Below are 22356 nucleotides of genomic sequence, written 5' to 3'. Positions count from 1 at the left end.
CACCCATGCAGCCCAACACCCTGCTCGACGCGATCCTCGACGAGGCCGGGATCTCGCACGCGGGACTGGCCGCGCACGTCAACCAGGCTGGACGGGCGCGCGGGCTCGCGCTGAGGTACGAACACACCGCCGTCGCACGGTGGTTGAAGGGACAGCGGCCACGCGGCCAGGTGCCCGACCTGATCTGCGAGGTCCTCGCGTCCCGACTGCAGCGTCCCGTCACCCTCGACGACATCGGCCTCGGTGTGCCCGGCGAACCGGCCGCCCCGCACACCGGCACGCTGTCCGGCTTCGTGGAGCGCGCGACCGCCCTGTGGCGCTCCGACCAGCAGCAGCGCCCGCACATTCTCGGCGCCCCCACGCTCACCGGGACGCCCGCCGTGATGCCGGTGTGGGAGTGGGAGAACCCGCCCGAGGACGTGGACGTCTCCCGCGGCGGCCGGTACCGGGTCACCGCGGGCGACCTGGAGATGCTGCGCTGCGCCCGCGCCCACTACGAGCAGATGTACCGCAAGGCCGGCGGCATGGCGACCCGCGCCCGCATCGTCGGCTTCCTCAACTCCGAGGCCGCCCCGCTGCTGCGCGGCAGCTACACGGACGCCACCGGCCGCCAGCTGCACCGGGCCACCGGCGGCCTGGTCGCCGTCGCCGGCATCTGCGCGTACGACTCCGACGCGCACGGTCTCGCGCAGCGCTACTTCCACCAGGCCCTGCGGCTCGCGAAGGCCAGCGGGGACCGGGGGCTCGGCGCCTACGTCATCGCGCTGCTGGTCAACCAGGCGCTGTTCATGCGGGAGAACCGGCAGGCCGTGGCCTTCGCCGAGGCCGCCCTGCGCGCCGCCGGCCGGCACATCACCCCGGCGCTCGCCTCCGACCTGTACGCGATGCAGGCCAAGGCGTACGCCCATCTCGGCGACGGCACCAGCGCCCTGTCCTGCATCCGTCGGGCCGAGCAGGCCGCCGAACGCATCCGGCGCGGATACGAACCCGACGAGACCGGCTACGTCCAGCCCGGCCTGGTCAACGTGCAGGTCGCCGAGGCACTGCTCAGCCTGGGCGAGCTCGCGGCGGCCGGGGAGCACGCCGCGGCGGCCGTCGACAACCCCGCGCACGACCGGGGCCGAGTACACCGGCTCGCCATACTCAGCACGATCGAACTGCGCCGGGGCAACGCCGACAAGGCGGCGGCCACCGCGGTGCAGATGGCCGAACAGGCCCGTGGCATGGAGTCCCGGCGCCTGCGCGACAGACTGCGCGCGGTACGCGAGCACCTGGTGCGCAGCGGCTGCGCGGGCACGTCCGAGGCCGCCGAACTCATCGACGGCGCCCTGCGCGTACCGCTCTGACGTTCCGCTCGGACGACGTCGCTCCCCCGGGACGCACTGCGCCCACCGCTGCGCCGTGAGCGGCCGTCGTGCGCCTGCTGCCGGGCCGCTGCTCCTGCGATATTGCCACCTACCCAAGGAAAGGTGGCAGAACCGTGCAGTGGACGAAACAGAACGAACAAACTGTGTACTCGAATCGTTGGTTCAGCGTCAATCTCGCCGACGTCGGGCTACCGGACGGCCGGCACCTCGACCACTTCCTCATACGGATGCGCCCCGTGGCCGTGGCCACGGTCGTCAACGAGGCGAGCGAGGTCCTCCTGCTGTGGCGGCACCGCTTCATCACCGACAGCTGGGGCTGGGAGCTCGCGGCGGGTGTCGTCGAGGACGGCGAGGACGTCGCGGCGGCCGCGGCCAGGGAGCTGGAGGAGGAGACCGGCTGGCGGCCGGGACCACTGCGCCACCTCATGAGCGTGGAACCGTCCAACGGACTCACCGACGCCCGGCACCACATCTACTGGGCCGACGAGGGCGCGTACGTCGGACACCCCGTGGACGACTTCGAGTCGGACCGCCGGGAATGGGTCCCCCTCAAGCTCGTTCCCGACATGGTCGCCCGCGGGGAGGTCCCGGCCGCCAACATGGCGGCCGCGCTACTCCTGCTGCACCACCTCAGGCTCGGGCAGGACACCCCGCCCGGCCGGGGCGGCGTCTAGCGTCCGAGGGCCTGCCAGACCGCCACCACCAGGGAGCCCACGGCCGTGACGACCGCGAGCGAGGGAAGCGGCCAGCGGGCGTGCTCCAGGGCGGTCAGCCGTGCGTTCAGGTCCTCCAGCTCCTTGGCGGCCTCCTCGGTGCGGTGGGAGAGCAGGGCCAGTCCGCCCTCGACGCGGGCATAGGCCACATCCAGCCGGCGTCGTAACTCTGCGAGTTCTCCCTGTGCGACGGAATGCTCGGGATCGGCGGTCACGAACCGCTCCTTTCCGTAGTCGTCTCACATCCCTTGCATGTGCATCGTGAGTCAACCCGCCTGGTGGGCGCGTGGGGAGCGTGTGCGGAGGGCATATGCGAGCACGGAGCGCACACACCGTGTGAATGCCGCGGGCCCGGCACCTGCCAGGTACCGGGCCCGCGACACGTAGCTCTGCGTGATCAGCCGTACGAGTAGAAGCCCGATCCGCTCTTGCGGCCGAGCCGGCCCGCGTCGACCATGCGCTGGAGCAGCGGGGGAGCGGCGTACAGCGGCTCCTTGTACTCCTCGTACATCGAGAACGCGACCGAGGCGACCGTGTCCAGGCCGATCAGGTCGGACAGCTTCAGCGGGCCCATCGGGTGGGCGCAGCCCATCTCCATACCGTTGTCGATGTCCTCGCGGCTGGCGATGCCCGACTCGAACATCCGGATCGCGGAGAGCAGGTAGGGGATCAGCAGCGCGTTGACCACGAAGCCGGAACGGTCCTGGGCGCGGATGGAGTGCTTGCCGAGCACCTTCTCGGTGAAGAGCTGCGCCCGGCTGAGCGTGCCCTCGGAGGTGGTGAGCGCCGGGATCAGCTCGACCAGCTGCTGCACCGGGGCCGGGTTGAAGAAGTGGATGCCGATGACGTGGTCGGGCCGCGAGGTGGCGACCGCCAGCTTCACCAGCGGGATCGAGGAGGTGTTGGAGGCCAGGATCGCGTCCGGCCGGGTCACGACCTGGTCGAGCACCTGGAAGATCTCGGTCTTGACCAGCTCGTTCTCGACGACGGCCTCGATCACCAGATCACGGTCGGCGAACTCGCCGAGGTCGGTGGTGAAGCTCAGCCGCGCCTGCGTCGCGTCCCGCTCCTCCTCGGTGATCTTGCCGCGCTCGGCGGCCTTGCCGAGCGAGTTGTACAACCGGGTCCGGCCGATCTCCAGGGCCTCGCCGGTGGTCTCGGCGACCATCACCTCCAGACCGGCGCGGGCGCACACCTCGGCGATACCCGCCCCCATCTGACCGCAGCCCACCACGCCGACACGTGCGATATCTCCCGAGATGCCGGTCACATCGTCCCTTTCGCTGACTCCACGTCTCCAGGCAGGTCCGCCGGGGTCCCCGGCGTCTGCTCCGATCGTGCACGTTACCCCCGAATGGCCACGGATCCGTCCTCCGGGTCGGGCATGCTGGGACCCCGTCCACGATCCGTGACCGGGCGGATCCACTGCGTTCAGGAGGACTCCCCATGGGCCGTGTCTCGCGTCGTGCCTTCGCGGTGGCGGCGTTGTCGGCGTTCAGCATGGCGCCCGGGGCGTCGGCGGCGCCGGTCCCGTCGGGCGCACAGGCCCCGCCGGCGGTGCCGGGTCCCGCCGCGCAGCCGCCCGCCCGCCGTGCCGTCACCGGGATGCGGGGCATGTGGCTGGCCACGGTGGCCAACCGCGACTGGCCCACCCGCGCGGGGCTGCGCGCGGCCGAGCAGCGCGCGGAACTCGTCGAGCACCTCGACACGGCGGTCCGGCACCGCCTCAACACGGTGATCTTCCAGGTGCGGCCGGCGGCCGACGCGCTGTGGCCGTCGGCGTACGAGCCCTGGTCCCAGTACCTGTCCGGCAGCCAGGGCCGGGACCCGGGCTGGGACCCGCTGGGCACGGCCGTGAAGGAGGCCCACGCCCGCGGCCTGGAACTGCACGCCTGGTTCAACCCGTACCGCGTCGCCACGCACGACGACCCGGCCCGCCTCGTGCCCACCCATCCCGCGCGCAAGCACCCCGACTGGGTGGTGCCGTACGGCGGCAAGCTCTACTACGACCCGGGGCTTCCCGAGGTCCGGGCCTTCGTCCAGGACGCGATGATGGACGCGGTGGAGAAGTACGCCGTGGACGGCGTCCACTTCGACGACTACTTCTACCCCTACCCGGTGGCGGGCGAGAGCTTCGACGACGAGGCGACCTACCGCACCCACGGCAGCGGCTTCGCCGACCAGGCCGCCTGGCGACGGCACAACATCGACCTGCTGGTGCGCGAGACGGCGGCCCGCGTCAAGGAGGTCCGGCCGGCCGCCCGCTTCGGCGTCAGCCCGTTCGGGGTGTGGCGCAACGCGGCGACCGACGCGAAGGGCTCGGACACCCGGGCCGGTGTGCAGACGTACGACGACCTGCACGCGGACACCCGCACCTGGGTGCGGGAGGGCTGGATCGACTACATCGTGCCGCAGCTCTACTGGCACATCGGTCTCGCCGCCGCCGACTACGCGAAGCTCCTCCCCTGGTGGGCGGAGGTGGCCAGGGGCAGCCGTACGCAGCTGTACGTGGGGGAGGCGCTGTACAAGGCCGGCGACCCGGCACAGCCCGCCGCCTGGCAGGACCCGGCCGAACTGTCCCGGCACCTCACGCTGGCGCGGCGGTATCCCGAGGTGCGCGGGCACGTCTTCTTCGCCGCGAAGGACGTCGCCCGCGACCGGAGTGGCGCGATGGCGCGGGTGAGTGCCGACCACTACGCGCAGCCGGCCGGCACCTCCCGCCAGGACGGGCGTCGGACGTCGGGGGCGTCGGCTAGAGCTGGATCTCCCTGTGCCGGATCTCGGAGTCGGGGCCGGGTGAGCACACGGCCTCGTGCCCGTCCTCGAACCGGACCCGGTACGGGGGAGCGCCCTTCTCGCCCATCACTTCGACGATCTCCGCCACCTTGTCGTGTTCACCGACCACCCGTCCGTGCTGGATGAGCTGGTCGCCCTTGGTTGCGTGCATCTTGTGAGGCCTCCTCACCTGTGTGCGGCCTGGGGCCTGCGCTACCCCCGGGCCCGCTGGGTGACCGCGATGCAGACCAGTACCGCCGCGGCCGTCAGCGGAGCGGCCACCGTCAGGTGCTCGCCCAGGAGAAGTACCGACCACACCAGTGTGAGCAGCGGCTGGGCCAGCTGCAACTGGCTGGCCTTCGGGATGCCGATGGCCGCCATGCCCCGGTACCAGACGACCAGGCCGAGGAACTGCGAGCCCACCGCCACCCACAGCAGCCCGGTCACGCCGTGCGCCGTCAGGTGCACCGGCTCGAACGACAGGGCCACCGCGGCCATCGGCACGGTCAGCGGCAGGCACAGCACCAGGGCCCAGCCGATGACCTGCCAGCCCGGCATCACCCGGGCCAGCCGGCCGCCCTCGGTGTAGCCGGCCGCGCACACCAGCAGCGCCCCGAAGAGGTAGGCGTCGGCCGTGGTCAGGGCGCCGCCGCTCTGCTGCACCGTGAAGGCGAGCACGGCCGCCGCACCGGCCAGCGCCGCGATCCAGAAGGTGCGCGAAGGGCGGGTGCCGACGCGCAGCGCCGACAGCAGCGCGGTGGTCAGCGGAAGCAGGCCGACCACGACGGCGGCGTGCGCGGTGGTCGAGGACTGCAGGGCGAGGGTGGTCAGCAGCGGGAAACCGAGGACGACGCCGCCGCCCACCACCGCGAGCCCGAACCAGTGCCGCCGCTCGGGCAGCGGCACGCGCAGCATCAGCAGACAGCCGCCGGCTATCACCGCGGCCAGGATGCTGCGCACGGCGATCAGGGACCAGGGGCCGAAGCCCTCCAGGCCCCAGGCGGTGGCGGGGAAGGTGAGGGAGAAGGCGACCACACCGAGGGCGGCCTGGAGGGTGCCGGACGAGCTTGCGCCCGAGGAGGTGTCCGGACCGCCGACTGCTATCGCCGTCGAGCTGGTAGCGCTACTCTGTGCTCTCATGCAAGAGCGTAGCAGTGTCGGTGATCTGGCGAACCAACTGCGACGGGAACTCGACCGCTACTCGCCCGGTGGAAAGCTCCCGTCCAGCCGGGCCCTCGTCGACCGGTTCCGTGTCAGCCCGGTGACCGTCTCCCGCGCCCTGGCGCAGCTGGCCGCCGAGGGGCTGGTGGTCACCCGGCCCGGCGCCGGTGCCTTCCGCGCCCACCGGCGCCGGCCTGCCGCGCCCTGCGGTGACACCTCCTGGCAGGAGGTCGCGCTCAGCGCCGACGGCGCCGCCGACCTCGTACCGCGCTCGGTGGACGCCTCCGGGGTCCTGGTCTCGCTGGCCGCCCCGCCGCCCGGCGTCGTGGAGTTCAACGGCGGCTACCTGCACCCGTCGTTGCAGCCGGAGCGGGCGATGGCGGCGGCCCTGTCCCGGGCCGGGCGGCGGCCCGGCGCGTGGGGCCGGCCGCCGATGGAGGGTCTGCCGGAGCTGCGGGAGTGGTTCGCCCGCGGGATCGGCGGGGCCATCACGGCGGCGGAGGTGCTGATCACCGCGGGCGGCCAGTCCGCGCTGACCACGGCCCTGCGCGCCCTCGCCCCGCCCGGCGCCCCCGTACTCGTCGAGTCTCCGACCTACCCCGGCATGCTGGCCATCGCGCGTGCGGCGGGCCTGCGTCCGGTGCCGGTCCCCGTGGACGCGGACGGTGTGCGGCCGGCCCTGCTCGCCGACGCCTTCCGGGCGACCGGCGCCCGGGTCTTCGTCTGCCAGCCGCTGTTCCAGAACCCGACCGGTGCCGTGCTCGCCCCCGAGCGGCGCGGCGAGGTGCTGCGCATCGCCCGCGAGGCCGGCGCCTTCGTCGTCGAGGACGACTTCGTGCGGCGGCTGGTGCACGAGGACGCGGGCCCGCTGCCGGCCCCGCTCGCCGCCGACGACCCGGACGGCGTCGTCGTCCACGTCTGCTCGCTGACCAAGGCGACCTCGCCCAGCTTCCGGGTGAGCGCCCTGGCCGCCCGCGGGCCGGTGCTGGAGCGGCTGCGGGCCATCCAGGTCGTCGACACCTTCTTCGTGCCCCGGCCCCTTCAGGAGGCGGCGCTGGAACTCGTCGGCTCGCCCGCCTGGCCCCGCCATCTGCGGTTCATCTCCGCGGAGCTGAAGGCCCGCCGGGACGCGATGACAGCCGCGCTGCGCCTGCACCTGCCCGAGCTGTCCCTGCCCCACGTCCCCTCCGGCGGCTACCACCTGTGGCCGCGCCTGCCCGAGGGCACGGACGAGGCGGGGCTCGCCTCGGCGGCCCTGCGCGCGGGCGTCGCCATCACCCCCGGCCGGCCGTACTTCAGCGCCGAACCCCCGGCCGCCCACCTGCGGCTGAGCTTCGCCGCGGTCGCGGGCGCCGGGGAGATCGCGGAAGGGGTGCGACGCCTGCGTACGGCCTGCGCGGAGGTGTGGGGCGAAGGGGCGGACGCGCGGCGATAACGGGTCGACGCGCTCCCCCGGGCCCTGCGAGCATCCCGGCATGACCGACTCACCGCGCCTGCCCGAGGGCTACGAACTCTCCACCGACCCGCACCGGATCGACGCCGGACGCGTGCACCACTGGCTGTCCACCGACGCGTACTGGGCGCTCGGACGGCCCCGCGAGAAGCAGGACCGGGCGGTGGAGAGCTCGCTCAACTTCGGGGTCTACGACGAGGCGTCCGGGGAGCAGGTGGCGTACGCCCGGGTGGTCACCGACCGGGCCACCTTCGCATGGCTGTGCGACGTGTACGTCGATCCCGCGGTGCGCGGCAAGGGCCTCGGTACGGCGCTGGTCGCGGCGGTGTGCGAGCACCTGCGGCCGGACGGGCTGCGGCGCGTCCTGCTCGCCACGCACGACGCGCACGGCGTCTACGAGAAGCTCGGCTTCACGGCGCTGGACCAGCCGGACCAGTGGATGGTGCTCGGCCTGGGCCGGTGAACCGTGAACCACCCTGAGTGACCCACGAACAACTCCCGGGGCCCGGCACCGTCCTCGCGCCGTCCGAGGGTGCGTGCCGGGAGACCCGGGAACGCCTGCCCCGAGGCCCGGGAACGCCTGCCTAGAGTCCCGGGGAGGACCGGCCGCAGGCGCGGGGACGGGGACCCGGGCTCTCACGGAGGTGGTCCGTGGTGAGCAGCAGGTCCTTGGCCGGGCCGCCCACGCGCCACACGGTCCGCCAGCGGTCCTCGTCCCGGACGGTGAACTCGCCCCGGTAGAGGTCGGCGGCGCACGGGTGGTCGGCCACATGGCGTCCGGAGGTCAGGTCCAGGCCGTGGAAGGGGCGGCCGTCCGCGAAGCGCACGTCTGCGGTGCCCGGCGCGGCACCGGGTTCGTAGCGCAGGGTGCGCTCGGCGGGGCGGGTCACGCCCTGCCAGGTGAAGGCCCCGGACTCCCGGCTCAGCAGCCCGCCGCCGGCCAGCGCGTCGAACGTCGTGGTCCCCACGAAGCGGCCCTCCGCGCCGCTCGCCAGGTCCCGCACCGAGCGTTCGGTGCGCCACCGGCCCTCGAGGAACGCCAGCACATCCGGTACCGGCCACAACTCGCTCATTCCCACCCGCTTTCCGCGTCCGGCCCACTGGATGCTGCGCGACCCATTGACGCGCCTCCATCCCCTCCCTATCTTGCCGTTCGAAGTGCTGACCAACATCCGATATCTCGAACAGCCTAGTGAGAGCCGCGGAGTATCCATGTCACGCACCCGCTGGAGACTCGGTCTCAGCGTCACCGCCCTGCTGACGGCTTCGGCCCTGCTGCCGTCCCCGGCGCACGCGGAGGCCGTCGCCGACTACGCGATCACCGTCGACCCGTCCGCAGAGGGCGCCGCGATCGACGACACGATGTACGGCGTCTTCTACGAGGACATCAACCGGGCCGCCGACGGAGGCCTGTACGCCGAGCTCGTGCAGAACCGTTCCTTCGAGTACTCCACCGCCGACAACGCCTCGTACACGCCGCTCACCTCCTGGACGGCCGACGGCACCGCCGAAGTGGTGAACGACGAGGGCCGCCTCAACGAGCGCAACCGCAACTACCTCTCCCTGGGCGCCGGTTCCTCCGTCGCCAACGCCGGCTACAACACCGGCATCCGGGTGGAGAAGGGCAAGAAGTACGACTTCTCGGTGTGGGCCCGCGCCGAGAGCGGCACGACCCTCACCGTCACCCTCCGGGACGCCGCCGGCCCGCTCGCGAAGGTCCGCCAGGTCGCCGCGAAGGGCGAGTGGCGCAAGTACACCGCCACCTTCAAGGCGACCCGCACCAGCAACCGCGGCCGGCTCGCCGTCGCCACCACCGCCCCCGCCGCCCTCGACATGGTGTCGCTGTTCCCGCGCGACACCTACAAGCACCAGTCCAACGGCCTGCGCAAGGACCTCGCCGAGAAGATCGAGGCCCTCGACCCCGGCTTCCTGCGCTTCCCCGGCGGCTGCCTGGTCAACACCGGCTCCATGGAGGACTACAGCGAGGCGAGCGGCTGGGAGCGCGCACGCAGCTACCAGTGGAAGGACACCATCGGCCCGGTCGAGGAGCGCGCCACCAACGCCAACTTCTGGGGCTACAACCAGAGCTACGGCCTCGGCTACTACGAGTACTTCCGCTTCGCCGAGGACATCGGCGCCATGCCGCTGCCCGTCGTCCCCGCCCTGGTCACCGGCTGCGGCCAGAACAAGGCCACCACCGACGACGCCCTGCTGAAGCGGCACATCCAGGACACCCTGGACCTCATCGAGTTCGCCAACGGCCCCCGTACCAGCGAGTGGGGCGCCAAGCGGGCCGAGATGGGCCACCCGAAGCCCTTCCGCCTCACCCACATCGGTGTCGGCAACGAGGAGAACCTGCCCCGGGAGTTCATGGACCGCTTCAAGGAGTTCCGCACCGCGATCGAGGCGGAGTACCCGGACATCACCGTGGTCTCCAACTCCGGACCCGACGACGCCGGCACCACCTTCGACACCGCCTGGCAGCTGAACCGCGAGGCCGGCGTCGAGATGGTCGACGAGCACTACTACAACAGCCCGCAGTGGTTCCTGCAGAACAACGACCGCTACGACTCCTACGACAGGAACGGCCCGAAGGTCTTCCTCGGCGAGTACGCCTCCCAGGGCAACGCCTGGAAGAACGCCCTGTCCGAGGCCGCCTTCATGACCGGCCTGGAGCGCAACGCGGACATCGTCAAGCTCGCCTCCTACGCCCCGCTGCTCGCCAACGAGGACTACGTGCAGTGGAGCCCGGACATGATCTGGTTCAACAACCACGCGTCCTGGAACTCGGCGAACTACGAGGTCCAGAAGCTCTTCATGAACAACACCGGCGACCGCGTCGTCCCCTCCACGGCGACCGGCACACCGGCCGTCAGCGGGCCCATCACCGGCGCCGTCGGCCTGTCGACCTGGGCGACCAGCGCGGCGTACGACGACGTGAAGGTGACGTCGGCCGACGGCAGGACCCTCCTGACCGACGACTTCTCCGGCGACGCCGCACAGTGGACCCACTCCGGCGCCGGCAGCTGGACCGTCCAGGACGGGCAGTACGTCCAGACCGACGCCGCCGCCGAGAACACCCTGGTCACGGCGGGCGACCCCGCCTGGAAGGACTACGACCTGCATGTGAAGGCCACGAAGAAGTCCGGCAAGGAGGGCTTCCTCGTCGCCTTCGGCGTCAAGGACACCGGCAACTACTACTGGTGGAACCTGGGCGGCTGGAACAACACCCAGTCCGCCGTCGAACAGGCCTCGGACGGCGGCAAGTCGACCCTGCTGTCGAAGGCCGGCTCGATCGAGACGGGCCGCGCCTACGACATCGACATCAAGGTGCGGGGCCGTCAGGTGACCCTCTACCTCGACGGGAAGGAGTGGGGCAGCTTCACCGACGACAAGCCGGCCGAGCCGTTCCGCCAGATCGTCACGGAGGACGAGCGCACCGGCGAGCTGATCGTCAAGGTGGTCAACGCCCAGGACACGGCGGCCCGCACGGCCGTCGACCTCGGTGGCGCCAAGGTCGCCTCCAAGGCCCGCGTCACCACGCTGGCCGCCGACCCGGACGCGGTCAACACCGAGACGGACGCGCCGGTCACCCCGGTCACGTCGACCTTCTCGGGAGTGGCGGGGAAGTTCACCTACACCTTCCCGGCGAACTCCGTCACCTTCCTCAGGATCAGGCAGAGGTAGGCACCCACGCTCAACGAGGCCGGCGGCGAAGGTCATGGTGACCTGCGTCTCCAGCCGGGGCTCGCGGCCACCGAGCGCGGTCGGCGGCCCGGGCGTCACCGACCGGCGCTCCCGCGGCGCCGGTCACGGGCGCGCGGAACGGCGCGTGGATCTCGGCGAAGCCCCGGGAGACGATCGGGTGGCCCGGCCGGGCCCGGGGCCGGTGCCGGCGAGCGAGCCGGCCACCCCCTGCCCGTCTCGCGGTCCCCGCTCCGCGACACCTCCGGGCCCCGGTCCTCCGGCACCGGGGCTCGCCCGCGCGTCGGCCCAACTCCCGCGTCCGCGCGGCTGGTTCGGCCCGGTGCTCCCGGAGCGACGCCGGCCGGTCGGCGACCGTCGCGCCGCTCCCGCCCGCAGGCGCGCGAAGCCCCGCAGGCCGGTGATCGGGCGACACCTCCGGGCCCCGGTCCTCCGGCACCGGGGGCCCGCCCGCGCCGCGACCCAACTCCCGCATCCACGCGGCCGGTTCGGCCGGCCCGCCCCGCGCGGCCGTGACGGGAACCCCGGCCGGGCGGCCGGGCCGGCCGTCTCGTACCGCCGCCGGTTGCCGGTGCCGCGGCCGGCCCGTTCGATCAGGACGGCCCGCTCGCGGTGGCGCGGGGTGCCGTGTGTCGGCCGGCGTGCCCGGTGACCTGAAGGATGGTCAAGGCCACTGCCCCGCCCCGGGGCAGTGGCCGTCCGCCGGTCACGGGAAGACCGCATGACCTGCGGCGCGCGCTCCGGGCCGGGTTCCTGGGCCGGACAGCCCACGGCGGGGCCTCGCGAGCCACCCCCGAGCCCTCGGCCACCGTCCCGAAACCTGACGGCAATTCAATTAACCCCTGGATCATTTACGGGACGGTTCGAGTTTCCCTGACGGAAACAGGGTGCCGGAGAATACTGCTGCGCATTCGAATTCGCGGCACCCCTGCCGGGCGACAACGGAACCATCGGGAAGTCTGCCGTCCGGGTCGGCGAATCAGCAACGCGTGGGGAGTGACCTCCCCTCTCCCCCCACGAGACGCCGTCCCGTCCCGAACTTCCTGGGAGCCTGCCGAAAATGGAACGTTCAAGCCTGCCGAGGGCCGTTCTGGGAGCCGTGCGACGAAGATCGGACGACGGCGGCGCCCCGGACGAGGGCCTGCCCGCCATACCCTGGTGGCGGCGGCCGGGACAGTCCGCCGCCCTGCTGGCCGCGCTGCTCACCGCGACCGCCTTCTGCGCCGCCGACGCCGTCGCCGGCAGCTACCCCTTCGGTTCCCGCACCCGCGCCGTCAACGACCTGGGCAACCAGTACGTGCCCTTCCACGCCCACCTGTGGGACCTGCTGCACGGACGCGCCGACGGCGGTCTGCTGGTCAACTGGCAGTCGGGGTACGGATCCAGCTTCCTGCCCGACCTCGGCACGTACCTCAGCAGCCCCTTCGCCCTGCTGGTCGCGTTCTTCCCGCGGGACGAGATCGACCTCGCCGTCTACGCCGTCACCGTACTGAAGACCATGGCCGCCGGCGCCGCCATGGCGTGGCTGCTGCTCCGCCTGCGCCCGGGCCGCTGGTGGGCGGCGGGACTGCTGGGAGCCGCCTACGCCCTGTGCGGGTGGTCCCTGGCGGACGCTTCCTACAACCCGATGTGGCTGGACGGCCTCGTCGCGCTGCCGCTGCTCTGTCTGATCGGCGAGTGGGCGCTGACCGGGCGGCGCCCGCTGCTCGGCGTGGTGATCGTGGCGCTCGCCTGGATCGCCAACTTCTACACCGCCTACATGGCCACCCTCGGCGCCGGACTGGTGCTGCTGCTGCGGCTGTGGCTCAGCGGGCTGCCGCGCGGGCGCGCACTGGCCGCCGCGGGCCGGGCCGCCACCACGGTCGCCCTCGGCGTGGGCCTGGCCGCGCCGCTGGTGACGGTGATCTACTTCGGCACCAAGCACGCCTACCCGGGCCGGGTCACGCAGTTCTCGCCGGTGCCCACCGAGGACGTCCTGGCCCGCATGCTGCCCACGACGTACGGCTTCGGCAGCCCGGCCCTCTTCGTGGGCACCACGGCGCTGCTGCTCGCCCTCGCGCTGCCCTTCCACCGGGCGGCCCCGATGCGGGTGCGCGCCGGGTGGCCCCTGCTGGTGGCCGTCGTGCTGCTGTCCCTGCAGTGGACGCCGACCCATCTGGCCTGGCACGCCTTCGCCACCCCGAACGGCAGCCCCTACCGCCAGGGCTTCGTGCTCTGCGCGCTGCTGGTGATCGCGGCCTGGCACGCCCTCTCGTACGGCACCCCGGGGCCGCGCGCACTGGGCGCGGCGGGCGTGCTGCTCGCCCTGATCGCCGCCGTCGCGAGCGGCAGCGGCCTGGTGCGTCCGTTCCTCTGGCCGGTGCTGCTCGTGGCCGCGGCGGGCGCCCTGGGCGGACTGCTGCTGCTCGGCCGCGCGGAGCGGACGGCGGACGCGGGCGGGGGCGGGCGCGGGGACGCCGACGAGGGGGCCGCACCTCGCGGCGCCCGTGCGGCCGGCAGCGGTGCCCCCGGCACGGGTGCCGGCGAGCCGCCGACCGCCGACGGCGGTCAACCGGCCCCCGGGGACACACAGCGCTCCGGCGGTGCGCGGCCGGACGGCCGGACGCGGCGGCCCGTCCTCGTCGGTCTGGCCGTGGTGCTGCTCGTCGGGGCCCAGGTGGGGGAGTCCGCCGCCACCTCCGCCGTGGCGACCCGGCTGCGGCTGGACCACCTGGACGACTACGCGCCCTGGGGAACGCGGCAGCAGCGGCAGGCGGACGCGATCGCGGGGGCCGAGGACTGGCCCCGCTACCGCACCGACCCGGGCCGGGAGCAGACCGTGGGCAACGACCCGATGGTGGTGGGCGGCCAGGGGGCCCAGTACTACAGCAGCCTCACCGCCGACGTCTTCAGCCGCATGCTCACCGCCCTGGGCGGCGGCTGGACCTCCCGCGGCCGGAACGTACAGAGCCTGGACAACGCCGTCACGGACGTGATCTTCTCCGTGGGCGCCCGCGTGCACTCCCCGCCGGACCAGCACCAGCGCTGGAACCCGCGCGACCGCAGCCCGCTGACGGTGTCCCGCCAGGACGTGCCCGCGCTGGTGACCGTGCGGCCGTCCGGCGCCGCGACACCCGCGCGCGAGGGTGTCGCCGCCCTCGGGCCGTCGCCGTACCGCAACCAGGAGACGCTGCTCGGCGCCCGCGTCTACACCGTGCCCCGCCTCACCGTGCGCACGCCCGCCGGGAAGCAGCCGGACCGCAGCGCCGACGCGGCCCGTCCCGGTCTGCGCGTCGACGCCACCCGCCGCACCGCCGGGCCGGGCCCCGCACCGAAGCCGTCGATCACGGCCCGGTGCCCGGCCGGCAGCGAGGTCTACCTGTGGGCGCCGCACTTCTCCGGCACCGCCCGGCTCACCGCCGCCCCCGCGGGCGGGACGGGAGCGGGTACCGCATACGGTCCGACCGGGCGGTTCACGGCCGACGCGGCCAAGATCGCCGCCATGCAGCGGCTCGGCCGGGTCCCGGCCGACGGGCGGCTGCGGATCGAGCTGGCCCCCACCAGGGCCGGCACCGTCCCGGACGGCGCGGTTGGCTGCCTGGACACCGCCCGTCTGCGCACCGCCGTCGAGCACCTCAAGGCCACCGGCGCGAGCGAGGTGACCGTCTCCGACGGCACGCTGCACGCCCGGCTCCCGGCCGGCAGCACCGGCACCGCGGTCGTCGCCGCGCCCCGCATCGCCGGCTGGCGGTGTGCGGCGGGCGACGCCTCCGCCGTCCCCGCCGAGCAGTACTACGGCCTGATCGCCGTGCCCCTGGACGGTTCGTCCACCAGCCTCACCTGCTCCTTCCGTCCACCGGGCCTGCGCCTGGGCACCGCCGTCGGCGGTGCCTCGCTCCTGGCCCTGGCCCTGCTGGGCGCCCTCGGCGCCGTGCGCCGCCGACGGCGGACCGCCGAACGCCCCGCCCCGCACCCCACACCCACACGCCCGCGTGAGCGCACGACCAGCGCTCTCTGACCGCGCCCCCCGGGGGGAGAACCCATGCTCATATCGATCGTCGCACCCTGCTACAACGAGGAAGACGTCATCGAACGCTTCCACGAGGCCGTCCAGAAGGTGGCCGAAGAACTCCTGCCGCTCGGCCACGACATGGAGTTCGTGTACGTCGACGACGGCAGTCGCGACCGCACGCTGACGCTGCTCCAGGAACTGGCCGCCGCCGACCCGCGCGTGCGCTACGTTTCCTTCAGCCGCAACTTCGGCAAGGAGGCGGCCCTGCTGGCCGGCCTGCGCCACGCCTCGGGCGACTCCGTGGTCGTCATGGACGCCGATCTCCAGCACCCGCCGGAGCTGATCCGGCGCATGGTCGAGCTGAGCGGCCAGGGCTACGACCAGGTGCTGGCGCGGCGCAGCAGGAGCGGTGACCGGTTCACCCGCACCCTCACCGCCCGCCTGTACTACCGGCTCGTCAACCGGCTCGTCGACGTGGAACTCAAGGACGGCGTGGGCGACTTCCGGCTGCTGTCGCGGCGCGTGGTCGACGCGGTACTGGCGCTGACCGAGTACAACCGCTTCTCCAAGGGCCTGTTCGCGTGGGTGGGCTTCCCCACCACCACCTTCGAGTACGAGAACGCCGTGCGCGAGCACGGCAGCAGCTCCTGGACCCTGAAGTCCCTGCTCAACTACGGCCTCGACGGGCTGCTCTCGTTCAACAACCGGCCGCTGCGCGCCGCCCTCCACCTGGGTATGTGGCTGCTGCTGTGCGCCGGGGCGTACACGGCGTGGATCGTGGGCGCCGCCCTCGTCAACGGCGTGCAGACCCCCGGTTATGTCACGATCATCACGGCCGTCACCGCCCTCGCCGGCGTGCAGATGGTCATGATCGGCGTCATCGGGGAGTACACGGGCCGGATCTACTACGAGGTGAAGGGGCGCCCGCACTTCCTGGTGAAGGAGAGCAACGTGGAGCGAACGAAAGATCTCATTACCTGATGCGTAACCCGATGACGAGGCAGATCGTCACCTTCGCCGTGGTCGGCGTTCTCAACACGGCGACGTACTACGTTCTTTACCTGTTGTTCCTCACGCGTATGCCGTATCTCCTCGCGCATGTGCTCGCCTTCTTCCTCAGCATGATCGGCTCCTTCTTCCTGAATGCGCGTTTCACCTACCGGACCCGGCCGACCTGGCGGAAATTCCTCCTGTTCCCGCTGACGAACGCCGCCAATTTCCTGATCACCACGGCGGGCGTGTACCTGATCGTCGACGTGCTGCACGCGGGGAGCCGGTTCGCCCCGCTGCTCGCGTCCGCGGCGGCGATCCCGGTGACCTTCGTCATCTCCCGCTGGATCATGCTGCCGAAGGCGGACCCGGCCAGGATTGCATAAACGTGCGACCAAACGTATAGTCATGCCATCCAGGAGGAGGGTTTTCCATGGCTGTACGTGTGGCGGTGGCCGGAGCGAGTGGGTACGCGGGCGGAGAGCTGCTGCGTCTGCTCCTCGCGCACCCCGAGATCGAGATCGGTGCCCTGACCGGCAACTCCAACGCCGGTCAGCGGCTCGGCGCGCTCCAGCCGCACCTGCTGCCGCTGGCCGACCGCGTCCTGGAGGCGACGACGCCCGAGGTGCTCGCCGGGCAGGGCCGACGGCATGACGTGGTCTTCCTCGCGCTGCCGCACGGACAGTCCGCCGCCGTCGCCGAGCAGCTCGGGCCGGACGTGCTGGTCGTGGACATGGGCGCCGACTTCCGGCTGAGGGACGCCGCCGACTGGGAGAAGTTCTACGGCTCCCCGCACGCCGGTACCTGGCCCTACGGCCTGCCCGAGCTGCCGGGCGCCCGCGCGGCGCTGGAGGGGGCCAAGCGCGTCGCGGTGCCCGGCTGCTACCCGACCGCCGTGTCGCTGGCGCTCTTCCCGGCCTACGCCGCGGCGCTCGCCGAGCCCGAGGCCGTGATCGTCGCCGCCTCCGGCACCTCCGGCGCGGGCAAGGCGGCCAAGCCGCACCTGCTCGGCAGCGAGGTCATGGGCTCCATGGCGCCGTACGGCGTCGGCGGCGGCCACCGGCACACCCCCGAGATGATCCAGAACCTCGGCGCGGTCGCCGGCGAGCCGGTCTCCGTCTCCTTCACCCCGACCCTCGCGCCGATGCCCCGCGGCATCCTCGCCACGTGCACCGCCAAGGCGAAGCCCGGTGTCACCGCCGAGTCCGTCCGCGCCGCCTACGAGAAGGCCTTCGCCGACGAGCCCTTCGTGCACCTCCTGCCCGAGGGCCAGTGGCCGGCCACCGCGTCCGTCTACGGTTCCAACGCCGTAGCGGTCCAGGTCGCGTACGACGCCGCCGCGGGCCGCATCATCGCCATCAGCGCCATCGACAACCTGGCCAAGGGCACCGCGGGCGGTGCCGTCCAGAGCATGAACATCGCCCTGGGTCTCGACGAGACCACCGGACTGACGACGATCGGAGTCGCGCCGTGAGTGTGACGGCAGCAAAGGGGTTCACAGCGGCCGGTATCGCCGCCGGAATCAAGGACAGCGGCAACCCCGACCTGGCCCTCGTGGTCAACACCGGCCCCCGCCGCGCCGCCGCGGGCGTCTTCACCTCCAACCGCGTCAAGGCCGCCCCGGTCCTGTGGTCCGAGCAGGTCCTCAAGGGCGGGCAGCTGTCCGCGGTCGTCCTCAACTCCGGCGGTGCCAACGCCTGCACCGGCCCCAAGGGGTTCCAGGACACCCACGCCACCGCCGAGAAGGCCGCCGAGGTGCTCGGCGTGGGCGCGGGCGAGGTCGCCGTCTGCTCGACGGGACTCATCGGCCTACCGCTCCCCATGGACAAGCTGCTGCCGGGCGTCGAGACCGCCGCCGGCCGGCTGTCCGAGCACGGCGGCGAGAAGGCCGCCATCGCCATCAAGACCACCGACACCGTCCACAAGACGTCCGTCGTCACCAAGGACGGCTGGACCGTGGGCGGCATGGCCAAGGGCGCCGGCATGCTCGCGCCGGGCCTCGCCACCATGCTCGTCGTCCTCACCACCGACGCCGACCTGGAGACCGGGGTGCTCGACCGCGCCCTGCGCGACGCCACCCGGGTCACCTTCGACCGCGTCGACTCCGACGGCTGCATGTCCACCAACGACACGGTGCTGCTGCTCGCCTCGGGCGCCGCGGGCGTCACCCCGGAGTACCCCGAGTTCGCCGAGGCCGTACGCACCGTCTGCGACGACCTCGGGCAGCAGCTCATCCGGGACGCCGAGGGCGCCAGCAAGGACATCAGGGTCGAGGTCGTGAACGCCGCGACCGAGGACGACGCCGTCCAGGTGGGCCGCACCATCGCCCGCAACAACCTCCTCAAGTGCGCCATCCACGGAGAGGACCCCAACTGGGGCCGCGTGCTCTCCGCGATCGGCACGACCTCCGCCGTCTTCGAGCCCGACCGCCTGAACGTCGCCATCAACGGCGTCTGGGTCTGCAAGAACGGCGGCGTCGGCGAGGACCGCGACCTGGTCGACATGCGCTACCGCGAGGTCCACATCGTCGCCGACCTCGCCGCCGGTGACGCCACCGCCACCATCTGGACCAACGACCTCACCGCCGACTACGTCCACGAGAACAGCGCCTACAGCTCATGAGCACCACGAGGAAGCACACCGCGCTCCCCAAGGCCCAGATCCTCATCGAGGCACTGCCCTGGCTGACCCGGCACCACGGGAAGACCGTCGTCATCAAGTTCGGCGGCAACGCCATGATCGACGAGGACCTGAAGGCCGCCTTCGCCCAGGACGTCGTCTTCCTGCGCCACGCCGGCCTCAAGCCCGTCGTCGTGCACGGCGGCGGCCCGCAGATCAGCGCCGCCCTCGACAAGCACGGCATCGTCAGCGAGTTCAAGGCCGGCCTGCGCGTCACCACCGAGGACGCCATGGACGTCGTACGGATGGTGCTGGCCGGGCAGGTGCAGCGCGAGCTGGTCGGACTGCTCAACCAGCACGGCCCGTTCGCCGTCGGTCTCACCGGCGAGGACGCGCACACCATCACCGCCACCAGGCACCGCCCCGAGATAGACGGCGAGCTCGTCGACATCGGGCGGGTGGGTGAGATCACCGAGATCGACACCGGCGCCATCGAGGCGCTGCTCGCCGACGGCCGTATCCCGGTCGTCTCGTCGATCGCCCGTTCCCAGGACGACGGTGATTCGGGGCATGTCTACAACGTCAATGCCGATACGGCGGCTGCGGCACTCGCTGCGGCGCTCGGCGCCGAGACTCTCATGGTCCTCACCGACGTCGAGGGCCTCTACGAGGACTGGCCGCACTCGGACGAGGTGATCAGCCGCCTCACCGCGTCCCAGCTGGAGAAACTGCTGCCCGAGCTGTCCAGCGGCATGGTGCCGAAGATGGAAGGCTGCCTGCACGCCGTACGGGGCGGCGTCACCACCGCCCGCGTCATCGACGGCCGGGTCCAGCACTCGATCCTGCTGGAGATCTTCACCGACGAGGGCATCGGCACGATGGTCGTGCCGGACGAACAGGGGGAGTCGTGAGCAGCACAGGGGCAGCCGTGAACAACGAAGAGCTGACCGAGCGGTGGCAGGGCGCGCTCATGAACAACTACGGCACCCCGCGCCTGCCCCTGGTGCGCGGTGCGGGTTCCCGGCTCTGGGACGCCGACGGCACGGAGTACCTGGACTTCGTCGGCGGCATCGCGGTCAACGCGCTCGGCCACGCCCACCCGGCGGTGGTCGAGGCGGTGAGCCGGCAGATCGCCTCCCTCGGCCACGTCTCCAACCTCTTCGTCGCCGAGCCGCCCGTCGTGCTCGCCGAACGGCTCCTCCAGCGCTTCGGCCGCGACGGCAGGGTCTACTTCTGCAACTCCGGCGCCGAGGCGAACGAGGGCGCCTTCAAGATCGGCCGGCTGACCGGGCGGCCGCACATGGTCGCCACCCACGGCGGCTTCCACGGCCGCACGATGGGCGCCCTGGCGCTGACCGGCCAGCCCGGCAAGCAGGAACCGTTCCTGCCGTTGCCCGGCGACGTCACCCACGTACCGTACGGAGACCCGCAGGCACTGGCCGCCGCGGTCACCGAGGACACCGCCCTCGTCGTCATCGAGCCGATCCAGGGCGAGAACGGCGTCGTCGTCCCGCCGCCCGGCTACCTCAAGGCGGCCCGGGCCATCACCGCCGCCACCGGGGCGCTGCTGGTGCTCGACGAGGTGCAGACCGGGATCGGCCGGACCGGGCACTGGTTCGAGTACCAGGCGCACGAGGGCGTCCTGCCGGACGTCGTCACCCTCGCCAAGGGCCTCGGCGGCGGCCTGCCGCTGGGCGCGACGGTCGCCTTCGGACGCGCCGCCGAACTCCTCCGGCCGGGTCACCACGGCACGACCTTCGGCGGCAACCCGGTCGCCTGCGCCGCCGGACTCGCCGTCCTCGACACCATCGCGGACGAGGGACTGCTGGACAACGTCAAGCGGCAGAGCGAGAAGATCCGCGGTGCGGTCGAGGCGCTCGGCCACCCCCTGGTCGGCCACGTCCGGGGCGCGGGTCTCCTTCTGGGTATCGTGCTCACCGAGCCGCTCGCACCCCGGGTGCAGCAGGCGGCTCAGGACGCCGGAATCCTGGTGAACGCGCCCGCACCCGATGTCGTACGGCTGATGCCCGCGCTGAACCTCGGCGACGACGTGGTGGACGCGTTCCTCGGGGCGCTTCCCGGCATCCTTGACCAGGCCCACGCGGCCCACGGGGACGGACGATCCGGAGAATGAGACGACGATGAGCCATGCGCAGGAGCACGAGCAGACGGCCGGGCCCGCCCTTCCGCAGACCCGCACCGCACGCCACCGCCGGATCGTGGACATCCTCAACCGGCAGGCGGTGCGCTCGCAGAGCCAGCTGGCGAAGCTGCTCGCCGACGACGGGCTGACCGTCACGCAGGCGACGCTCTCCCGGGACCTGGACGAGCTGAACGCGGTGAAGATCCGCAACACCGACGGCGACCTCATCTACGCGGTGCCCAGCGAGGGCGGCTTCCGCACCCCGCGGGCCCCGCTCGGGGGGTCGGCGAAGGAGGAGCGGATGCGGCGGCTCTCCGCGGAGCTGCTGATCTCCGCCGAGGCGTCGGCGAACCTCGTGGTCCTGCGCACCCCTCCGGGGGCGGCGCAGTTCCTCGCCTCGGCGATCGACCAGGCGGAGCTGCACGACATCCTGGGCACGATCGCGGGTGACGACACGTTGCTGCTGATCAGCAGGGAGCCGACGGGCGGGCAGGCCCTGGCGGACCACCTGCTGCGGCTGGCCCAGAACGGGCACTGAGCGCCGCGGCGGCTTCTCCTGTCCGTCGGCTGCGGACCGTGCGTGACTGCTCGCGCCGTTCCCCGCGCCCTTCGGGGCGCCTCAGCCGGGGCCGTCGGGTGCCGCCCGGCCGCGGGCGAAGGCGTTCGGCCGGGCGGCACTGCCGGTCGCTCGCCGACGCCACTCACCCCAGCCACCCCGCCAGCCCCCTCGTGCACAGCGCCTCGTCCCCCGCCGTGATCAACAGCGCCTCGACCCCGTCGAGGGACTCCAGCCACCGCAGCCCCTCCCTCGACCCCCTCGCGAACGCCGCCGTCGCCCAGCAGTCCGCCCAGGTCAGCCGGGGCGCCACCACCGTCACGGACACCAGGTCGGTCACCGCGGAGCGCCCGGTGCGCGGATCGACGACGTGCGCGCCCCGCTCCGCGCTGCCGGACGTCGCCACGGCCAGCTCGGCCGTCCCCGCGGCGGAGACGACGGCCGCCAGTCCGCCCGGACGCAGCGGATCCGACACACCGACCCGCCACGGCCGCCCCGCCCCCGGCGTCCCGAGCAGCTGCACGTCCCCGCCCCCGTTGACGCTGACGCCACGCGCACCGGCCGCCGCGATCCGCCGGGCCGCACGCTCCACGGCCCACCCCTTGACGATCCCGGTCGGGTCCGGCCGGCTCCGGTACGACGTGCTGAACCAGCCGCCGCTCACCCGCTCCGCCTCGGCCGCCAGCTCCAGCACCTCGCCGACCTCGGGCGCGCACGCGGCGACGGTCAGTTCACCGCGCGCCAGGCGGGAGACCTGGCTGTCCTCCCGGTAGGTGCTGAACACCTCGTCGGCCCGGCGCAGCCCCGCGACCGCCTCGTCCAGTGCCGTCCGTACGGACGCGGGTTCCCCGCCGCGGACGTCGAAGGAGAAGACGGTCCCCAT

General features: G+C 72.7%; 19 protein-coding genes and 1 pseudogene. 14 read left to right on the top strand and 6 right to left on the bottom strand.

The genetic code is table 11. The annotated features are described in order from the left end of the window. The first annotated feature begins 5 nt into the window (after positions 1 to 5). Both ACP4IX_RS04335 and ACP4IX_RS04330 read left to right on the top strand, forming a co-directional pair. The gene (locus ACP4IX_RS04335) at positions 6 to 1346 is read left to right on the top strand and encodes a transcriptional regulator (protein ID WP_426518686.1); all 1341 of its coding nucleotides are present in this window, start codon (positions 6 to 8) and stop codon (positions 1344 to 1346) included. Between the two features lie 134 nt (positions 1347 to 1480). Further along, positions 1481 to 2041, top strand: coding sequence for an NUDIX domain-containing protein (locus ACP4IX_RS04330; RefSeq protein WP_426518688.1), 561 nt, complete (start codon positions 1481 to 1483; stop codon positions 2039 to 2041). On the opposite strand, the gene ACP4IX_RS04325 is transcribed toward ACP4IX_RS04330, so the two are convergent. Both ACP4IX_RS04325 and ACP4IX_RS04320 read right to left on the bottom strand, forming a co-directional pair. After that, positions 2038 to 2295, bottom strand: a complete 258-nt coding sequence (locus ACP4IX_RS04325; protein WP_426518690.1) for a hypothetical protein — start codon at positions 2293 to 2295, stop codon at positions 2038 to 2040. The two genes, ACP4IX_RS04330 and ACP4IX_RS04325, sit on opposite strands and share 4 nt — an antisense overlap. A 182-nt stretch (positions 2296 to 2477) precedes the next feature. Then, a complete protein-coding gene (locus ACP4IX_RS04320) occupies positions 2478 to 3350 on the bottom strand; it encodes a 3-hydroxybutyryl-CoA dehydrogenase (protein WP_426518692.1) in 873 nt (290 codons plus the stop codon). A 176-nt stretch (positions 3351 to 3526) separates the two neighbouring features. On the opposite strand from ACP4IX_RS04320, the pseudogene ACP4IX_RS04315 reads away from it, so the two are divergent. After that, a pseudogene (locus tag ACP4IX_RS04315) lies at positions 3527 to 4801 on the top strand (glycoside hydrolase family 10 protein); the annotation flags it as partial. Between the two features lie 31 nt (positions 4802 to 4832). Here the strand turns inward: ACP4IX_RS04315 and ACP4IX_RS04310 are convergent. After that, positions 4833 to 5027, bottom strand: coding sequence for a DUF1918 domain-containing protein (locus tag ACP4IX_RS04310; protein WP_426518696.1), 195 nt, complete (start codon positions 5025 to 5027; stop codon positions 4833 to 4835). Between the two features lie 41 nt (positions 5028 to 5068). Next, positions 5069 to 5995 (bottom strand): DMT family transporter, encoded by a 927-nt coding sequence (locus ACP4IX_RS04305; protein WP_426518698.1) that lies wholly within the window; start codon positions 5993 to 5995, stop codon positions 5069 to 5071. Here ACP4IX_RS04305 and ACP4IX_RS04300 point away from each other — a divergent pair. Beyond that, positions 5994 to 7451 (top strand): PLP-dependent aminotransferase family protein, encoded by a 1458-nt coding sequence (locus tag ACP4IX_RS04300; protein WP_426518700.1) that lies wholly within the window; start codon positions 5994 to 5996, stop codon positions 7449 to 7451. The genes ACP4IX_RS04305 and ACP4IX_RS04300 overlap by 2 nt on opposite strands. Positions 7452 to 7491: 40 nt before the next feature. Further along, positions 7492 to 7932, top strand: coding sequence for a GNAT family N-acetyltransferase (locus ACP4IX_RS04295; RefSeq protein ID WP_426554793.1), 441 nt, complete (start codon positions 7492 to 7494; stop codon positions 7930 to 7932). Between the two features lie 121 nt (positions 7933 to 8053). Here the strand turns inward: ACP4IX_RS04295 and ACP4IX_RS04290 are convergent, their stop codons facing one another. After that, the gene (locus tag ACP4IX_RS04290) at positions 8054 to 8542 is read right to left on the bottom strand and encodes a DUF6314 family protein (RefSeq protein ID WP_426518704.1); all 489 of its coding nucleotides are present in this window, start codon (positions 8540 to 8542) and stop codon (positions 8054 to 8056) included. A gap of 139 nt (positions 8543 to 8681) precedes the next feature. Between ACP4IX_RS04290 and ACP4IX_RS04285 the strand changes: the two genes are divergently transcribed. The 9 genes from ACP4IX_RS04285 to ACP4IX_RS04245 all read left to right on the top strand — a co-directional run bounded on the left by ACP4IX_RS04285 (position 8682) and on the right by ACP4IX_RS04245 (position 21455). After that, positions 8682 to 11156, top strand: coding sequence for an alpha-L-arabinofuranosidase C-terminal domain-containing protein (locus ACP4IX_RS04285; protein WP_426554792.1), 2475 nt, complete (start codon positions 8682 to 8684; stop codon positions 11154 to 11156). A gap of 1078 nt (positions 11157 to 12234) precedes the next feature. Then, entirely contained in the window at positions 12235 to 15171 is a 2937-nt protein-coding gene (locus tag ACP4IX_RS04280) for a YfhO family protein (protein ID WP_426554791.1), read from the top strand. A 24-nt stretch (positions 15172 to 15195) separates the two neighbouring features. Continuing rightward, positions 15196 to 16146: a glycosyltransferase family 2 protein gene (locus ACP4IX_RS04275; protein ID WP_426518710.1), complete on the top strand. Its 951-nt coding sequence runs from the start codon at positions 15196 to 15198 to the stop codon at positions 16144 to 16146. Beyond that, a complete protein-coding gene (locus ACP4IX_RS04270; protein WP_426518712.1) occupies positions 16146 to 16541 on the top strand; it encodes a GtrA family protein in 396 nt (131 codons plus the stop codon). Before ACP4IX_RS04275 ends, ACP4IX_RS04270 begins: the two co-directional genes overlap by 1 nt. Before the next feature lie 47 nt (positions 16542 to 16588). Further along, entirely contained in the window at positions 16589 to 17629 is a 1041-nt protein-coding gene (argC, locus tag ACP4IX_RS04265; RefSeq protein ID WP_426518714.1) for an N-acetyl-gamma-glutamyl-phosphate reductase, read from the top strand. Further along, a complete protein-coding gene (gene argJ / locus ACP4IX_RS04260) occupies positions 17626 to 18777 on the top strand; it encodes a bifunctional glutamate N-acetyltransferase/amino-acid acetyltransferase ArgJ (RefSeq protein ID WP_426518716.1) in 1152 nt (383 codons plus the stop codon). Before argC ends, argJ begins: the two co-directional genes overlap by 4 nt. Beyond that, entirely contained in the window at positions 18774 to 19685 is a 912-nt protein-coding gene (gene argB / locus ACP4IX_RS04255; RefSeq protein WP_426554790.1) for an acetylglutamate kinase, read from the top strand. Before argJ ends, argB begins: the two co-directional genes overlap by 4 nt. Positions 19686 to 19702: 17 nt before the next feature. Beyond that, positions 19703 to 20908 (top strand): acetylornithine transaminase, encoded by a 1206-nt coding sequence (locus ACP4IX_RS04250; RefSeq protein ID WP_426554859.1) that lies wholly within the window; start codon positions 19703 to 19705, stop codon positions 20906 to 20908. Between the two features lie 7 nt (positions 20909 to 20915). Beyond that, positions 20916 to 21455: an arginine repressor gene (locus tag ACP4IX_RS04245; RefSeq protein ID WP_426518722.1), complete on the top strand. Its 540-nt coding sequence runs from the start codon at positions 20916 to 20918 to the stop codon at positions 21453 to 21455. 163 nt (positions 21456 to 21618) lie between these two features. Here ACP4IX_RS04245 and ACP4IX_RS04240 read toward each other — a convergent pair whose 3' ends face one another. Then, positions 21619 to 22356: an FAD:protein FMN transferase gene (locus tag ACP4IX_RS04240; protein ID WP_426554858.1), complete on the bottom strand. Its 738-nt coding sequence runs from the start codon at positions 22354 to 22356 to the stop codon at positions 21619 to 21621.

It is taken from the genome of Streptomyces sp. WG5 (assembly GCF_049974565.1).
GTDB lineage: Bacteria > Actinomycetota > Actinomycetes > Streptomycetales > Streptomycetaceae > Streptomyces.
This window is presented reverse-complemented; position numbering and strand designations above follow the sequence as displayed.

Excerpts from the sequence above, each read along its gene's own strand:
- ACP4IX_RS04240 (WP_426554858.1), bottom strand. The coding sequence starts at position 22,356 with ATGGGGACCGTCTTCTCCTTCGACGTCCGCGGCGGGGAACCCGCGTCC.
- ACP4IX_RS04285 (WP_426554792.1), top strand. The coding sequence starts at position 8,682 with ATGTCACGCACCCGCTGGAGACTCGGTCTCAGCGTCACCGCCCTGCTG.
- ACP4IX_RS04245 (WP_426518722.1), top strand. The coding sequence starts at position 20,916 with ATGAGCCATGCGCAGGAGCACGAGCAGACGGCCGGGCCCGCCCTTCCG.
- ACP4IX_RS04300 (WP_426518700.1), top strand. The coding sequence starts at position 5,994 with ATGCAAGAGCGTAGCAGTGTCGGTGATCTGGCGAACCAACTGCGACGG.
- ACP4IX_RS04310 (WP_426518696.1), bottom strand. The coding sequence starts at position 5,027 with ATGCACGCAACCAAGGGCGACCAGCTCATCCAGCACGGACGGGTGGTC.
- ACP4IX_RS04280 (WP_426554791.1), top strand. The coding sequence starts at position 12,235 with ATGGAACGTTCAAGCCTGCCGAGGGCCGTTCTGGGAGCCGTGCGACGA.
- argC (WP_426518714.1), top strand. The coding sequence starts at position 16,589 with ATGGCTGTACGTGTGGCGGTGGCCGGAGCGAGTGGGTACGCGGGCGGA.
- ACP4IX_RS04305 (WP_426518698.1), bottom strand. The coding sequence starts at position 5,995 with ATGAGAGCACAGAGTAGCGCTACCAGCTCGACGGCGATAGCAGTCGGC.
- argB (WP_426554790.1), top strand. The coding sequence starts at position 18,774 with ATGAGCACCACGAGGAAGCACACCGCGCTCCCCAAGGCCCAGATCCTC.
- ACP4IX_RS04295 (WP_426554793.1), top strand. The coding sequence starts at position 7,492 with ATGACCGACTCACCGCGCCTGCCCGAGGGCTACGAACTCTCCACCGAC.
- ACP4IX_RS04335 (WP_426518686.1), top strand. The coding sequence starts at position 6 with ATGCAGCCCAACACCCTGCTCGACGCGATCCTCGACGAGGCCGGGATC.
- ACP4IX_RS04270 (WP_426518712.1), top strand. The coding sequence starts at position 16,146 with ATGCGTAACCCGATGACGAGGCAGATCGTCACCTTCGCCGTGGTCGGC.
- ACP4IX_RS04290 (WP_426518704.1), bottom strand. The coding sequence starts at position 8,542 with ATGAGCGAGTTGTGGCCGGTACCGGATGTGCTGGCGTTCCTCGAGGGC.
- ACP4IX_RS04275 (WP_426518710.1), top strand. The coding sequence starts at position 15,196 with ATGCTCATATCGATCGTCGCACCCTGCTACAACGAGGAAGACGTCATC.